Genomic DNA, 16635 nt, shown 5'->3' with positions numbered 1-16635 from the left:
ATGGCATTACTATGGCTAGTCATTGTCGGAGGCATTGTTATTGGAGTACACGGCATATGGTTCGGTCGTCCGGCTTTAAGTAAGCTGAAGTACACCAGACAATTCAGCAAAATGCGTTGTTACGCCGGGGATGAGCTGGAGATGGTTGAGACGATTGCGAATGAAAAACGAATATCGGTTCCATGGCTCAGACTTGAAGCTATGATGCCAGTTTCATTTGTATTCCGTTCCGGCTCAGGCATGGATATCAGTCAGGGAGATATTTATCAGAATCATAAAAGTATCTTTACTTTGAAACCGTTTACCCGTATTACGCGCAAGCATCCTTTTGTATGCAGCAGACGTGGGATCTACATGTTAAACACCGTAACCATGACCGGAGGGGACTTGTTCGGCCTTTGGCGTACCTCGAAGCCTATCCCCGTTCATCTGTCGATGGTCGTATATCCTTCACTTGTTCATGCGGAGGATCTGCCTGCGATCTATCAGGTATGGCAGGGTGAGGTTGAGGTATCCCGATGGATTGTTGAAGATCCCTTTCTGATTCTCGGGGTACGACCGTATGGTGCGGGTGATCCGATGAACCGTATTCATTGGAAAGCGAGTGCACGCACAGGAGAATTGCAGGTTTATAAGCAGGGATGGACTGCGGACCCTCAATCCTGGATTGTGGTCAACATTCAGGAGTCGGCGGACATGTGGAGTGTCGTTACCCGCCCGGAGATGATCGAACGGGCACTCCGTTATGCGGCAACAGCCGCAGTAGATGCGATTGGAAGAGGGTTACCCGCAGGATTTGCTCATAATGGCTACCGTGTAAGTGGAGGGCGTGATCCATTACGTATTGAGCCAGATTACGGCAGTCCTCATCTGGAAATGTTACTGGAAGCTATGGCAGAGACGGAGCTGAAATGCACGGTTCCCATGGAGCAGTTCCTGAGTGATGAAGTCGAACGGAATGAAGAGGCTCAGCAGGTTCGCAGTTATCTCTTAATTACGTCCTATGTATCTCCAGCTATGGAACATGAAATTGCGCGTTTGCATGAGCAAGGCCACCGTGTGACCATACTCCCGGTAGAGGACGGGAAAAGCGATTCCAAGGCGGTGAGTGCATGAATGAGTCCAACAGCAACAATACCAAGGAAAAAGTACTTTTATCCATGTCGGCCGTTCTGTTGATTGGGGTATATTTCTATCCGCTTTTAACGTTGACTTCCCTTTATGCAACGGGACATTTGCCATACACATTAATGGTTATCTTTGTTATTGCTGGCTGGTTAGGTCAGTGGGTACAGCACAGGTTACCAACTATCAGTGAAAAGAACATGTTTATTCGATGGGGTGCAGCGTTGCTTATGGGGCTGTTGGTCTCATTGGTTATCGCACTAGTGTGGGCTTTTCCTTTACCTGATTTGCTGACGGCAGTGGTATGGGGTGTTATTTCAGCCTATATTGGGTTGAATTTTCAACCTGTCTTCCGTTCGATTTTGATTTGGCGCTTGCAGATTTGGGGTGTAGTCAGTGCAATTGTGCTTAGTGGGGCGGCCAATGGAATTGAATTCATGCAACCTCTTCGGGCTTATACCGGAACCATATATGCAGCGGGAGTAATCAGTTTTGTTGGCTGGCTAGTAGGCCAATACAGTGTGCAGCTGGATCGTGCGATATTAAATGATGGCTCAAAAAGGATCGTGTTACGTGAGTTTGCCCGGGCGAATCATCAGCGTCTGTTATGGATGCTGATTGTGATCGCAGGAATTGGTGCTTTTCCCAGTCTTGTTGCCTGGCTAGGACCACTGCGTGACCGTCTGCTTGCTTGGATCAGAGGTTTAATAGGTTCGAGTTCCAATCAGGAACCTCCTATTACGCCTACAGCTCCAAATGAACCGCCAATGATACCTGAAGGGATGGAACCGACAGGGGAACCCTCTGTTTTCTGGGATATCCTCGGCTGGGTGGTCATGGGGGCTGTCGCAGTTGTGATCCTGTGGCTTATCCTGCGATTGGGGCAGAAGGCGATAAACAAACTTATGGAGCGTTTCAAAGGGCTGCTGCAGCCCGGTCAGAAGAAGGTAGAGCCCCGGACAGAGTATGTGGACATTAGCGAAACATTAGAAGCGCCTGCAAAAACGCGCAAATCCTGGTTCCGCAAGAAGGAATCATTGCCCTCACAGGAAGCTGAGCGTGTTCGATATTATTATCGAAAGTGGATTGACAGAGCTGCACACCGGGGCGTGCATATACAGGGTGCACATACGCCACTGGAGGCTGCGGAGACGATTGTTCAGCATGGGGCCAGAGAAGATGATCAAAAGCTCTCTGCAATGCTACCAGATACCTATAACGCTGTACGCTATGGGAAGAAATCTCCAGATGATTCCGAGATGAGTGAGATTGATCGGATATGGAAATCTTATCGAAGTAAATAAGTCGGGAATCCCTTTACTTTTCTTGTTACGTTCAAGTATCATGAGAGGAATACACAAGTTGGTCAGAAAAGGAGCAGACATTAATGAAGACAAATCATTGCAAAATAGTAGATTGTACAATCCGTGATGGCGGATTGGTAAATAACTGGGACTTTAGCGTGGACTTTGTTCAACAGCTCTATGCTGGATTGAATGAAGCCGGCGTTGATTATATGGAAATTGGATACAAAAACTCACCTAAGCTCTTGAAAGGTGCAGAAGAAGCTGGACCATGGCGTTTTCTGAATGATGATTTCCTGCGCAAAGTAATTCCGCAAAAAGGCAATACCAAATTGTCTGCACTCGTTGACGTTGGACGTGTGGACGAGAATGACATTCTGCCGCGCAGCGAAAGCATGCTGGATCTGATCCGTGTAGCTTGCTACAGCAAAGATGTAGACAAGGCACTTGCTCTGGTTCAAACATTCCACGATCGTGGATATGAAACAACGCTGAACATTATGGCATTGTCTAATGTTATGGAAAATGAACTGTTGGAAGCATTTGAACTGATCAAGGAAAGTGCTGTGGATGTTGTATACATAGTAGACTCCTATGGAAGCCTGGATCATAACGATGTGAAATATCTGGTGGAGAAGTTCAAGGCTCATCTACCGAACAAACGTCTTGGCGTTCACACACACAATAACATGCAACTGGCGTTCTCGAACTCGTTGGTAGCAGCTGAGCTTGGTGTTGAACTGCTGGATGCTTCCGTATACGGTATGGGACGTGCTGCAGGGAACTGCCCTACAGAACTGCTCGTTGCTCATTTGAAAGGCACAAAATACAACCTGCGTCCAGTACTTGGTGTATTGGAGCAATTGATGGTCCCTCTCCGTGAAAAAGAAGAGTGGGGTTACATTTTGCCTTATATGATTACAGGTACATTGGACGAGCATCCTCGCTCGGCGATGGCACTGCGTTCGTCGGAAGACAAAGATAAGGTTGTTGATTTCTATGATAAATTGACAACACCAGAAGTGAATTTTGACAAATAAGCTTGTTGCATAAATCTTGAAATTGACTTCAAGTCAACAAGAGATGGATCTAATACGTCTATAACTTTAGCGCATTAGCGTTTTAAGTCGAATGATGCACATGTGGCGGAAATTAGTCTAAAATACAGTTGCAAATCAAAAAAACATGGACTCCAATGAGGAGTTCATGTTTTTTTAGTTCTTATTGCCTTGTTTTTCTACATATCTATGAATAATTATTCCTAGGAGTGCTTATTTTTTTGTTCACGTCTGCGGAAATAAATGTTATTATGTACCAGATAGCATGTATTCGCATGTGAATTGAACGTTGGTAGATATAAAAATGTCGAATATTGTAACAATGTAGATTTATATCGTTAAAGTTATTTCAGGATAGGTGATCCCGGGAAGGAAAACACGGCATGAAGGCTAATCAGCAAGATCAGAGAAAAATAGGTTGGGTCGCGATAGGCGGCTTATTGTGTTTCCTCGCAAGTCAATGGTTTCGTTCCTCTGCAAGCTCTGATCTGATCATATCGGGTTACCCGGTTTTGACACTCTTGGGTGGCTTCGCTGCAGCAGCGGCCTGTATCGGCATTTATAATCAAAGCTGGTTATTTCAGACTCAAAGACTGACCCTCCGAAGGGTCCTTATGACTACACTGTTTTTATTAATTGGTTTATTTGAACTGGTTCACATCGTTTCTTTTGCCGAAGAAATGCCAAATGGCGCGATGGTGGAGTCAGAATTCTCGCTGAAGATGATGTCGCTGGGATCTCTTGTTTGTGCGGCAGGTTTGCTGTTCATATATGCAGTCAGCGAGAGGGAAATTGCGTTACCACGCAAATTTTTACTCTTCAGCGGAACACTCGGCATTTTTGTTGTTTTGTATACAGTGGCTATTCAGGAATGGGCTGTACTGCCGAACTTGCTGGAGGGCAATGTACTTGGCGGCATGTTTACCCGAATTCATTTTCTGATCGGAATCCTGTATGGCGTGACTGCTGTTGTGTTATTTGTTCAATGGAAAAAAGGCAAAGATGGTGATCTGCCTACCATCCTTTGTGCAATCCTCTGTTTCTTCTTTGGAGAATGTTACTTTGTCTCTGCTACGAAGATTAATGATCTCAATCTGTTGCTAGGTCTGTTAAGCGATTGTTTGGGTTATTTCTTCATCCAGAAGGGACTGTATTCGTCTGTGGTGGATACGCCTTTCCTCAAACAACAGGTGGCTGAAGCTAAAATGAACTTTATTGCTCACCATGATGATGTGACAGGGCTGCCGAATCGCCGTCGTCTTTCTCAGCGACTGAAAGTGATGATAAATGCAGCTATGGTAGAGGAGCAGCTTGTTGGAGTCTTGGTATTGAATATTAATCGGTTCAAAACGATTAATGATTCGTTGGGCCAACAAGCGGCAAACCGTGTACTTCGTCAGGTTGGACAGCGTTTGAATCATTCTTCGCTCCCGGGAGAGGAAGTGTTCGGACTGGGAAGAGATGAATTCGTACTGACAATGACAGACTTCTGCACAACAGATACGGCGTTGCGACGGACAAGATCGATCTTGCAACTGTTCGAAAAACCTGTAACGGTGGATGGGAACGAGTACCATCTCACGTTGGGTATTGGTATGGCGATATTTCCGCATGACGGAGACTCACCGGAAGAGATCATCCAGAATGCGGATACGGCGCTGCATAATGCCAAAGAGCAGGGAATAGAGCTAAACCGATATGCCCATGCGATGCAGATGAAAGCCCAAGAACGTTTGCAGCTTGAGAATGATTTGCGCAAAGCGTTGGATCGTGGGCAGTTCTATCTTGTGTATCAGCCGCAGGTTAATCTGGCTAGTGGTTTAATTGTGGGTATGGAGGCTTTGGTGCGTTGGCAGCATCCGCTGAGAGGTTCAGTATCCCCTGGGGAATTTATTCCTCTTGCGGAGGAGAGTGGGCTGATTGTGCCGCTTGGAGAATGGGTATTGCGTGAGGCCTGTGCACAGAACAAGCGGTGGCAAGAAGCAGGTTACCGCAAGCTGTGTGTATCGGTTAACCTGTCCATGAGACAATTCAGACATTCCCATCTGCTGGACAACATCAGCGGCATTCTCAAGGAGACAGGTTTGGAACCTGTGTGGCTTGAGCTCGAGATTACGGAGAGCATGACGTTTGACAAGGATCGTGCGTTTGAGCAGTTGCGCAAAATTAAGGAAATTGGTGTGCACATCAGTATTGATGATTTTGGTACAGGGTACAGTTCGCTGCATTATTTGAAAGATCTGCCGATTGACCGCCTTAAGATTGACCGTTCCTTTGTCAATGAAGTGATGGAGGACAGCAATAACGCGGCAATTGTGTCGACCATTACCTCGATGGCTCATCACCTGCAGTTGAAAGTGACGGCTGAGGGGGTTGAAAATGAGGACCAGCTTTCATTTCTTCGTGATCAGCATTGTCATGAGGCCCAAGGGTACTTTTTCAGCAAACCCATTGTGGCAGCCGATTTTGAAAAAAAGTTTTTGAGAGATGTGGATAAACCCACGGGGTAAGGATAGACAGGGGCGTGGACACGCTTCTGTCTTGTTTTGTTTCGAAAGGTTAGAGGCGAAATGGTAAAAATAAGTTGCAAGCATTGGATGATCATGGTATATTAATTTTGTAAAATTCATGTTAATGTTCCTCGGAACTTGACGGGACGTAGCTCAGCTTGGTAGAGCACCTGGTTTGGGACCAGGGGGTCGCATGTTCAAATCGTGTCGTCCCGATCGTCATTCGCGCGGGTGTAGTTCAATGGTAGAACTTTAGCCTTCCAAGCTAATAGCGTGGGTTCGATTCCCATCACCCGCTTAACTAATGCAACACCTGAAATCCTTGTGAAAACAAGGGTTTTTTCTTTTTCTAGAAGTTAGTTAGTGTATTTTAAGTCATGTTTGAATGGAGAATATCACTGACTCCAAATTCAAAACCTTTGCTTTTTCCCCATCATCTGGTACAATAACGGAGAAATCGATACTACACATGAATGAGAGGTAACCATACGTCCCATGAAGTAAAACACATGAATTGAACCCCAGTAACTGCAGAGAGTTTATGACGCAGTCAGCCAAAAAGCGGCTGAGCAATGAGGGGATTCGTGTGTCCAAATTCAGCTATGGGATCAGGTATGGAAACAGGCAGACTGTTCTGGCTTTGCTTGTGTGTACCCTTTTAAAGGGTTCTTTGTTCATACCGTGGGGTATCTTATGCTTGTTTTTTGACGCTTTATCCAATCCTGAATTGCCTACCGCCGGCTGATGCCAGCGGTTTTTTTATTTTGAATTGCAGGAAGGATGAGGCCTCATGATGACATTGGTACGCCTACATGAAGTATCGAAAGAGTGGAACGGGAATGAGTTGTTTGCAGGATTGAATCTCGAAATAAATGAAGGTGAGCGGCTCGCCATTCTAGGTCGCAACGGCTGTGGCAAGACCACCTTATTAAGCATCATACTTGGAGAAGAAGAGGGTGGTGGACGCATCGAACGTCACATTCCGCAGCAGGAGTGGGGTTTCATGCGCCAGCGCTCATTGATCAAGCCTGAGATGAATGTGCTTGATGCTGTCCGGCAGGAAAGTGGACGGATTTACGAAGTAAAGCGTGACCTGGAAATACTGGAACAACGGATGAGCAACAGTGGAGCGGCAGATGAGCAGCGGCTGCTCGAAGCTTATACGATAGCGATGGAGCAATATGAGCAATTGAACGGGTATATGTGGGAGACTGAGGTAGAGAAGGTACTGACTCGTCTGGGGTTATCGTCGGAACATTGGAATCGGCCGTATCATTCTTTGAGTGGTGGGCAAAAAACGAAGGCCCGTCTCGCAGGACTATTGGTCAGTAAACCCAAATTTCTGATTTTGGATGAACCGACGAATCATCTGGATGAAGAGAGCATGCGCTGGCTTGAAGAATGGCTTTCGGCCTATGCTGGAACATTGTTGTTTGTTTCTCATGACCGGACCTTTATTGATCAGGTCGCAACGGGTGTCATCGAGTTTAGCCCGGATGCACTAACCAAATATAAGGGCGGCTACACTGATTATAAAGGCCATAAGGAACGGGAATTACGTGAGCAGGAAGCAATCTATCGCAAGCAGGAGCTGGAACGGAAAGCGCTAGAAGAGACGATCCGCAATTATCAGCAGTGGTTTCATCAGGCTCATAATTCAGCAAGCGATGTGGAAGTGAAAATAACTCAGAGCTTTTACAAAGCGAAAGCCAACAAGAACATTTCCCGCTACCATGCCAAGCAAAAGCAACTGGAGCGCCTGGAGAAGGAACGCGTGGATAAACCCCGCGAAGCTGCAAAATTGAACATGGAGCTGCAGGTGAACACGCTGGCTGCCCGCCAACTCCTTGCACTGGAAGACGTTAGCTTTGCTTATCCGGGGAGCCCGACATTGCTTCACAATCTCCGGATTGCAGTCGAACGTGGAGATCGTCTTGCCGTACGTGGTCCGAATGGCACAGGCAAGACGACACTGCTCAAACTGATGATTGGAGATCTGGAACCATCCCAGGGCAAAGTGACACGTCATCCACAACTGAAGATCGGTTATTTTTCGCAAGAGCTTGAGGGGTTACCGGAAAGTGAGACACTTCTGGACAGTTTGCTCAGTCTTCCATCCATGACACAAAGTGCTGCACGTACCATTCTCGGATGTTTTTTATTCTCAAGAGATGATGTGTTCAAGCGTATTGGGGATTTGAGTATGGGAGAGAAGTGCAGAGTTGCATTCCTGCGGTTGTATTTCGGGGGATCTAACGTGCTGGTGCTGGATGAACCGACGAACTATTTGGATATTGACACCCAGGAAGTGATGGAGAATATATTGAAGCAGGCATCCGGAGCACTGGTGCTCGTATCCCATGACCGCATGTTGACCAAAGTACTCGCCAGCCGCTTGCTTGATTTAAAACCCGGTGGGAAGGCTACACTGTATGAAGGTGGAGTGGAGGATTGGGAGCAATCTATCAAACTGCGAGAGTCCGCCCTTGAGGTTCGGGAGTCAGATGATGAACGGCTGCGGCTTGAAATGCGTTTATCCGAATTGTTATCTCCCATGAACAGTGGGGGCAATGATGTGTTGACTAAGCCTGATGATGTAATTGAACGGGCGGCTGAAGTTGCCGAGGTTCGCGAAATTCAGCGTCGTTTAAAACAGTTGCACGAGCTGCGAAAACAGAAGTAATCGATTGACGAAGCTTATGCCGTTTTACTTTTTGGCTTAACGTTTGAACATGCGGCTTTACGGCTTGCTATTTCGAGCGATTTTGCATATAATAATGGACGATCATCAGTAAATTTGAAGGTTTATCTGACATGCAAACGTGATGATGGAGACAAGTAAGCAGTGCCTCTGGACAGGGAGGAAGCGCCGTAGATTGAGAGCGTTTCTGTAGAACAAGGCTGCTGAAATTCACTCCGGAGCGGTTCCCTGAACCATATCTTGCGATTCATCGCAGGAGTCAGTAGGGGATAACGGTTAACGGTCGTTATTCCGTATAGAGTGAGGCAAACATGTTGCAGGCCGGAAGGGCCGGGCAGCACTGAATGTCTAACAAGGGTGGTACCACGGTCTTTTCGTCCCTTCAGGGGAGAGAAGGCCTTTTTTTGTTGCATTAAACCACATAAAGGGGGCATTTACACATGAAAGAACGTTTGGAGGCATTAAAGATCGAAGCGCTGGAGCAACTGTCTGGCGTGAACGATCCACAGACGCTGAGTGATCTGCGTGTAAAGTATTTGGGGAAAAAGGGTGCATTGACCGAGATTTTGCGCGGTATGGGTGCGCTTAGTGCAGAGGAACGTCCGGTGATTGGTCAGGTTGCCAATGATGTTCGCGGCGCGATTGAAGAAGTCATTGACAGCAAGCAGGAGCAGTTCCAGAAGGAAGAGACGGCGAAACGCCTGCAATCCGAGAAAATTGATGTGACCCTGCCAGGACGTCGCGGACGTCAAGGTGGATTGCATCCACTGACCAAAGTGGTACAGGAAATCGAAGATATTTTCATCGGTATGGGATACCGCGTAGCGGAAGGTCCTGAGGTTGAAATGGATTATTACAACTTCGAAGCACTGAACCTGCCGAAGAACCACCCGGCGCGTGATATGCAGGATTCTTTCTATGTAACAGAAGATCTGCTGATGCGTACGCATACGTCTCCGGTTCAGGTTCGTACGATGCAAAGCATGAAAGGTGAAGTTCCTGTTAAAGTCATCTGTCCGGGTAAAGTATACCGTCGTGACGATGACGATGCGACGCATTCGTTCCAGTTCAATCAGGTAGAAGGTTTGGTTATTAGCGAGAACATTCGCATGAGTGACCTGAAAGGTACCTTGCTGCAATTCGTACGCGAAATGTTCGGTTCACACACCGAAATTCGTCTCCGTCCAAGCTTCTTCCCGTTCACAGAGCCAAGTGCTGAAGTGGATGTGACTTGTGTGCAATGTGGTGGCAGTGGCTGCCGGGTATGTAAACAGACCGGTTGGCTTGAGATTTTGGGCGGCGGTATGGTTCACCCGAAAGTGCTCGAGATGGGCGGTTATGATCCGGAGAAATACAGTGGGTTTGCATTCGGAATGGGCGTAGAGCGTATCGCCATGCTGAAATACGGCATTGATGATATTCGTCATTTCTACAACAGTGATATGGCGTTCCTGAAACAATTCGGACGACTGTAATTACCGAAGTAGCATACAGGGCGAACGCCCTTCATTTGCAACACCAATTCATAGATTAGGAAGTGAACGTCCATGAGAGTATCGACAGATTGGCTGTCTGATTATATCGCGCTGGAAGGCGTGGAACCGCAGGAGTTGGCAGAGAAATTCACCCGTGCGGGGATTGAGATTGATGTAGTGGAGAACCGGAACCAGGGCGTGAACAAAGTGGTTGTTGGTTACGTGAAGAGTAAGGAGAAACACCCTGACGCTGATAAGCTGAATGTATGTGTGATTGATGCCGGACAGGAAGAAGATCTGCAGATCGTATGTGGTGCGAAAAATGTGGATGCCGGTCAAAAGGTAGTCGTTGCCCTGGTAGGAGCGAAGCTCCCTGGTGGACTCGATATCAAAAAAGCCAAGCTGCGCGGCGTTGTTTCCCTTGGCATGATCTGCTCTGCGAAAGAACTGGGCATGAACGATAAGTTGCTGCCGAAGGACCAACAGGAAGGCATTCTCGTATTGCCGGCACAAACGGAAATTGGCACACCAATCAGCCAAGTGCTTGGTCTCGACGATCATGTTCTTGAACTGGACCTGACACCGAACCGCTCCGACTGTTTGAGCATGCTGGGTGCAGCTTATGAAGTAGGTGCAATTCTCGGTCGTGAAGTGAAACTACCTGATCCAACTCAAAAGTTGGTGGAAATCGGTGATTCGGCTGCGAATCATATCTCGGTTGAGATTACGGCTGGCGAACAATGCAGTCATTATGCAGCCCGCTATGTAACTGGAATCAAGCTGGGAGCTTCCCCACAGTGGATGCAAAACCGTTTGATGGCCGCTGGCATCCGTCCGATCAATAATATCGTTGACATCACGAACTATGTCATGCTGGAATACGGACAGCCGCTGCATGCTTTTGATGCAGATAAGCTGGAGAAGGGCCACATTGAAGTACGGATGGCCAAAGAAGGCGAAACGATCGTGACGTTGGATAGCCAGGAGCGCAAGCTGGAGCCCCATATGCTGCTCATTACCGATGGCGTGAAACCGGTAGCCATTGCGGGTGTTATGGGTGGCGAGAATTCCGAGGTAACGGAAACCACAGTGAATCTGTTGCTGGAATCCGCCAAGTTCGACGGCGGAACCGTTCGGAAAACGTCGCGCCAACTGGGGCTGCGTTCCGAAGCAAGCATGCGTTTTGAGAAAGAAGTCGATCCGGCTGCTGTCATTACGGCATTGAACCGTGCGGCTGAATTGATTCAGCGTTATGCGGAAGGCGAAGTTCATCAGGGGATTGTGGAAGCTGGAACAGCCGCAGCGGATAAACATGTTGTGCAGCTGTCGCTGGATAAACTGAATCGCTATCTGGGAACCGAGTTGTCCCTGCTTGAAGTGAAAACCATCTTCGCTCGTTTGCACTTTGCATGTGGTGATGCGCAGCAGGGTCTGCTTGATGTTGAAGTGCCTAGCCGCAGAGGGGATATTACACTTGATGTGGATCTGTTTGAAGAGATTGCCCGTCTGTACGGATACGACAATATTCCAACCACGTTGATCGAAGGACCAACAACACCGGGTGCTTACACGCGTTCACAAGCAATGCGCCGTACCATTCGTGGTTTGTTTGCAGGTAGTGGCTGGCAGGAAATGATCAGCTATTCATTCGTACACCCGGATAAAGTATCCTTGTTCCCTTCTCTAACAGAAGGCAGTAAAGCCGTGAAGCTGGCTATGCCAATGAGTGAGGACCGCAGCGTGCTTCGTAAGAGCATCTTGCCGCAAATGCTGGATGCCACGGTGTATAACATGAACCGCAAACATGATTCACTGGCTGTATTCGAAGTAGGTAGTGTGTTCTTCACTGAAGAAGAAAAGCTGACGAAGCAACCGCATGAAATTCCGGTCCTGAGCTTGTTGCTCACTGGAAATCGTGCATCCCAGCAGTGGAATGTGGGAGTAGAGAAAGTGGACTTCTTCGATCTGAAAGGTGCACTTGAGAACCTGTTCGCCTATGTGGGCCTGGAGCAGCGCATTCGCCTGGTAGCAAACAGTCCAGAAGGCTTCCACCCTGGTCGTTCCGCATCGGTATACCTTGAAGCAACAGATGGCGGAGAGGGCAAACTGATTGGTACGATGGGTCAATTGCATCCTGAACTGCAACAGCAATATGATTTGAACGATGTATATCTCGCAGAGATCGGGCTTGAAGCTATCTATAGTGAAGCGGATGCGGATATCCGTTATCGTGAGCTTCCACGATTCCCGGCAGTTGAGCGGGATATCGCAGTTGTTGTGAGTAAAGAAATCGAAGCTGGGGATATGCTGCGCTCAATTCGTGAATCTGCTGGCGAACTGTTGCAAACCGTACAGGTATTCGACGTGTTTACAGGCAGCAAGTTGGGTGAAGACAAGAAGAGCGTAGCGATGGCTCTCGTTTATCGCAACCGTGAACGCACATTGACAGATGAGGAAATTACCGAGGTTCATGCTCGTGTTGTTGCTCGTCTGGAGGAGCAATTTGGAGCCGAATTGCGTAAATAGAACATAAGTCAATTTTTTGAACAAAGATTAGCAGGAATTGCTTGAAGTCACATCGAATCCTTAGCATTAGAGGATCGATGTGACTTTTTTTGTTTTACAGCTTAGAATCAACATACAGACTTTAAGGAGGGCACAACTGTGACTATACCTGATCGTACACGCGTCACCGTAGAGATCTACGGGACTTCCTATAAACTGGTTGGCAGCAGTGCCGACTATATGAAACAAGTAGCTAACCTGGTGGATGAGCGAATGAGCGCCATCTCCAAACATAATTCCCGACTGGATACCCCGCGTATTGCAGTTCTGGCAGCTGTACATATGGCTGAGCAGTCTCTTCAGACTCAGGAAATTCGGAATGAGCTGAAAATGCTGACCGGTGAACGTACTGAAATGAGAAATGAACTCAATCGGCTGAATGCCATACAAAATGAACATCAGCAGGAACTGGAACGCAGGGACCAAGAACTCGCTGAAGCAATGAAGCTTAAATCTGAGGCGGAACAGGCCATCGCGAAGCTCCAGAAGGATCAGCAGGCAGAAGTAGCCAAGCTGAATACATTACTGGAGCAGGAACGCGCTCAGGCAGCAGGTCGCGAGCAAAAGCTTCAGGCCCAAACTGCGGAGCAACTGAAAACGGCTGAGGAGAGGGCACAGGCGCGTCTCAAAGAAGCGGAAGAAAAAGCAGCGAATCAAATCAAGAATGCACAGACTCAGGCGGCAGCGCAGCTGAAGGAAGCACAGACACGTTCAGCAAATGAGTTGCAGCAAGCCCAAGCCAAAGCGGCTGCACAATACAAGGAGTTGCAGGATAAGACGGCAGCTCAACTGAAAGAAACCGAAGCTCGGGCCGTGGCAGAACGTCAAAAAATTGAGGTGCAGGCTGCACATCAAGTACAAACGGCGAAGGAGCAAGCAGAAGCGGCGATTTTGTCTGAATTGGAACAAGCCGAGTCTCAATTGCAAAAGGTTCAGGAAGAAGCCCAGCTTCAATACCGTGAACTTCAGTCCGAGATGGAGCAGCGTATACAGCAGGCAGAGCAAGCTGCCGTCAATCAAGCTCGAGAACTGACTGAGAAGGCAAAAGAAGAACAAACCGCACTGAAGCAACAAGCAGAGCAGAAGCGACTGGCTGAGATTGAACAGCTGAATGCAACGTTCAAGGAGTCATCCGAACTGGCGGAATTGGAATGGATGGAAAAAGAAGCGGCTTATGAAGAACAGCTTCAGCAAATCCATGAAGCAGCCCAGACTCAGGCGAACGAAGCTGCGGCAACTGCTGAAGCTTTGCTGCAAGAAGAGCAAGGCAAGCTGAAGCAGCAGTTGGAAGAAGAACGTAAACAGGCCAAATCGCGCTTAATCGATGTTGAAGGCCAATTAGCCGAGGTACGCAAGCAGCTCAAGAATGCTCAAGAGGTTGTTGTGGATCAGGAGCAACAGCTCCAACACGAGCGTAATCAAACTGAAATGTTGCGCAGTGAACAAGCCGTATACAAACAGGAGCAAGATGTTCAGCTTCGTCGAATTACGGAATTGGAGCAGCAGCTGGAACAACTAAAAGCGGATAGTGCTCTGCTGACTGAACAACTCCGCAACACAGAAGCTGAGGCCGAACATTTCCGGGAAGCGGAACAGCAATGGAAACAGCAGTACAACGAGACCGTTGAACGTGAATCTTCTCTGACAGCACAACTGCGAAAAGTACAGGATCAGCACGGTCAGCTTGAACAGGAAATCAAAAAACTCCGTGAAGCCGAAGTGAAGTCCGAGGATGAGCAGCGCAGGTTGCAAAAAGTGCTTGAGCAGGCCCATGCGGCAGTACGCACATTGCAACATGAACTTGGTGCACTGACGCAGAGCGAGCAGTCTTGGAAAGAGCAGGCTGAACAACGTCTGATCGAGATCGGCGAATTGGAGACTCAGGTACTTGAAGCTGCCGAACAGAATGAAACGTTAGAGTCTGGTGTACAGTCCCTTCATGATGAATTATCCGTTGTTAAAGAAGAAGCTCGTCACGCCAGCGAAGAAGCAGAACGTTATCTTGCGCAAGCTGGTCGTCTGGAGCTACAACATAAAGAGCTTGATGGTGAATTGAATGAAGCTCGTGAAGAACTGAACAAGCTGCAGGAAAATTATAAACAAATCCGTAAGGATTATGGTGATGCACTGCAGCGTGAAGAAGACTATACTCGCAAGCTGAATGAGATGAGCGAAGAAAAGAAAGAAATCGTGCGTGCGCTTGAAGAATCAAGACAGAATGCTAATCAGCTATCTGGGCGTATCGATGAACAAGGTAGCTTACTGACTCAGACAGAAGAAGAAGCACTTGAGTGGCAGATTAAGCATGAAGAATTGTCTGCCAAACGGGCAGAGCTCTCCTCTCGCCTGAAAGAGCTGACTGATCGGGAAGTTGAGCTAAGCTCAAGAGTAGCACAAGCAGAACAACAAGCGGAACAACAAAATCAGGTTTGGCAACGTCGTGCAGATGAATGGGCGGCTCAGGAACAGTCCTGGCAAGATCGATGGACTACACTGGAGAATGAATTGAATCTCTGGCAGAAAGAAAGTGCTGCCAGTGTGGAGAAGGTAGAAGAGCTGGAACACGAGCGGCAGCAGCTTGCCCAGCAGCGTGCGGAAGCAATCGAAGAAAAGCAGACGATGGAAAATGAACTGCTGGATATCGGTGAGCGGTATGAACTTGCGGCCAATCAGTTACGTTTGCTGCAGGTTGAACGTGAGATGGAGCAGGAGAAGGCGGAGCAACTGAATACAGATTACCGCCAATTGCGGGATGAATATACGAAATTGCAGACGGAATATAACGAATGGATTGAATTGATTGAGCAGGATCAGACCTAGCTGATGATTATGTCATAACTGGAATCCTGGACAGCGCACTCTTGTACAATTTGTTATAATGAAGAAAGAGCTCCCGTCGCTACGGGGGCTCCTTGTCTTGAACACTATTCTTCAACAATAATTTTGGAGATCATACTGCCGTGACCGCTTCCGCAATAGACGGAACAGGACATTTCAAATTCCCCTGCTTTGTCGGGAGTAATCACTTTGGAATTGTTCCTGGTATCCAGCCGAAGGTTCAGCTCAGGCACGAGAACACCATGGTTTCCGTTTGTATTTTCATAAACAATCTTAACCGGGACACCTTTTTTTAAATGGTATTCAGGTTGGTCAAATTCATAGTTGCTTGCTTTGATTACCAGTTCTTCGCTTGCAGTTGCACCCGAGTCGGACTCGCCGTTTGATTCTGCGGATTGTCCAGTTCCACCACATGCAGTAAGGACCAGAATCAACATACAGGCCGCAAGCCATGCCATGCCTTTCTTCATCATATGCCTCCTCAAAAAGCGTGATATGGATAAAATTGAATGATTTCTCCAGTCATCATACCGCAAATTGACGATGCCTGTACATGCTGCCTATGTCGTTTTTTTGAACATAAGCATGCACACAACCTAAAAAAATAAACCTCATCAGGCGTTTAAGCCATCAGAGGTTTAGGGGAAGTGAGCAACAGCGTATGGGGAGCAGGGTACGTTGGAGCCTATGCGTGATCTTTGGATCTTCTTCCGGCATCAAAAGGGGTGGAAACCGGGATGAACAGATCGATGATCCCAATGACCAATGCAGCCAGAACAGCACCAAGCAGACTGACATGCACATGATCTACGACATATTGACCAATCCAGATCACCAGTGCGCTGACGATGAAGCCGACTATACCGCGGCCAAAAGGATTAACCCTTTTACCGAAGATGCCTTCAACAACCCAGCCAAGCAGAGCGATAACCAGAGCAAGCATCAGTGCGCTCCAGAAACCACCGACGGCGAATCCGGGTACGATCCAGCTGACGACCATCAATACAATTGCGGCGATGATAAATCGCACGACATGTCCCAGAAAATTCATGGTGTTAT

General features: G+C 47.7%; 10 protein-coding genes and 2 tRNA genes. 10 read left to right on the top strand and 2 right to left on the bottom strand.

Going from position 1 to position 16635, the window contains the following annotated elements:
- The 10 genes from gpAD87_RS17630 to zapA all read left to right on the top strand — a co-directional run bounded on the left by gpAD87_RS17630 (position 1) and on the right by zapA (position 15558).
- Positions 1–1116, top strand: coding sequence for a DUF58 domain-containing protein (locus gpAD87_RS17630; RefSeq protein ID WP_064639480.1), 1116 nt, complete (start codon positions 1–3; stop codon positions 1114–1116).
- Positions 1113–2429, top strand: coding sequence for a DUF4129 domain-containing protein (locus tag gpAD87_RS17625; protein ID WP_064639478.1), 1317 nt, complete (start codon positions 1113–1115; stop codon positions 2427–2429). Before gpAD87_RS17630 ends, gpAD87_RS17625 begins: the two co-directional genes overlap by 4 nt.
- A gap of 83 nt (positions 2430–2512) precedes the next feature.
- On the top strand, positions 2513–3469 hold the full coding sequence (locus tag gpAD87_RS17620; protein ID WP_064639476.1) for an aldolase catalytic domain-containing protein: 957 nt from the start codon (positions 2513–2515) through the stop codon (positions 3467–3469).
- Positions 3470–3870: 401 nt separating this feature from the next.
- The gene (locus tag gpAD87_RS17615; protein WP_064639474.1) at positions 3871–5997 is read left to right on the top strand and encodes a bifunctional diguanylate cyclase/phosphodiesterase; all 2127 of its coding nucleotides are present in this window, start codon (positions 3871–3873) and stop codon (positions 5995–5997) included.
- A gap of 142 nt (positions 5998–6139) precedes the next feature.
- Positions 6140–6213, top strand: a tRNA-Pro gene (locus gpAD87_RS17610).
- 11 nt (positions 6214–6224) lie between these two features.
- Positions 6225–6295 (top strand) — tRNA-Gly (locus tag gpAD87_RS17605).
- 492 nt (positions 6296–6787) lie between these two features.
- Positions 6788–8680 carry a ribosomal protection-like ABC-F family protein gene (gene abc-f, locus gpAD87_RS17600; RefSeq protein ID WP_064639471.1) on the top strand — a complete coding sequence of 631 codons (1893 nt, stop codon included), beginning with the start codon at positions 6788–6790 and terminating at the stop codon, positions 8678–8680.
- A gap of 458 nt (positions 8681–9138) precedes the next feature.
- Positions 9139–10173 carry a phenylalanine--tRNA ligase subunit alpha gene (gene pheS, locus gpAD87_RS17595; protein ID WP_024628331.1) on the top strand — a complete coding sequence of 345 codons (1035 nt, stop codon included), beginning with the start codon at positions 9139–9141 and terminating at the stop codon, positions 10171–10173.
- A gap of 72 nt (positions 10174–10245) precedes the next feature.
- Positions 10246–12699: a phenylalanine--tRNA ligase subunit beta gene (pheT, locus tag gpAD87_RS17590; protein WP_064639469.1), complete on the top strand. Its 2454-nt coding sequence runs from the start codon at positions 10246–10248 to the stop codon at positions 12697–12699.
- Positions 12700–12837: 138 nt separating this feature from the next.
- Entirely contained in the window at positions 12838–15558 is a 2721-nt protein-coding gene (gene zapA, locus gpAD87_RS17585; protein ID WP_064639467.1) for a cell division protein ZapA, read from the top strand.
- Between the two features lie 104 nt (positions 15559–15662).
- Here zapA and gpAD87_RS17580 read toward each other — a convergent pair whose 3' ends face one another.
- Both gpAD87_RS17580 and gpAD87_RS17575 read right to left on the bottom strand, forming a co-directional pair.
- Positions 15663–16046, bottom strand: a complete 384-nt coding sequence (locus tag gpAD87_RS17580; protein ID WP_064639465.1) for a hypothetical protein — start codon at positions 16044–16046, stop codon at positions 15663–15665.
- A gap of 215 nt (positions 16047–16261) precedes the next feature.
- The gene (locus gpAD87_RS17575; protein WP_053780442.1) at positions 16262–16627 is read right to left on the bottom strand and encodes a phage holin family protein; all 366 of its coding nucleotides are present in this window, start codon (positions 16625–16627) and stop codon (positions 16262–16264) included.
- Between the last annotated feature and the right edge of the window lie 8 nt (positions 16628–16635).

Origin of the sequence: Paenibacillus sp. AD87 (genome assembly GCF_001659845.1) — a bacterium.
GTDB classification, from domain to species: domain Bacteria; phylum Bacillota; class Bacilli; order Paenibacillales; family Paenibacillaceae; genus Paenibacillus; species Paenibacillus marchantiae.
This window is presented reverse-complemented; position numbering and strand designations above follow the sequence as displayed.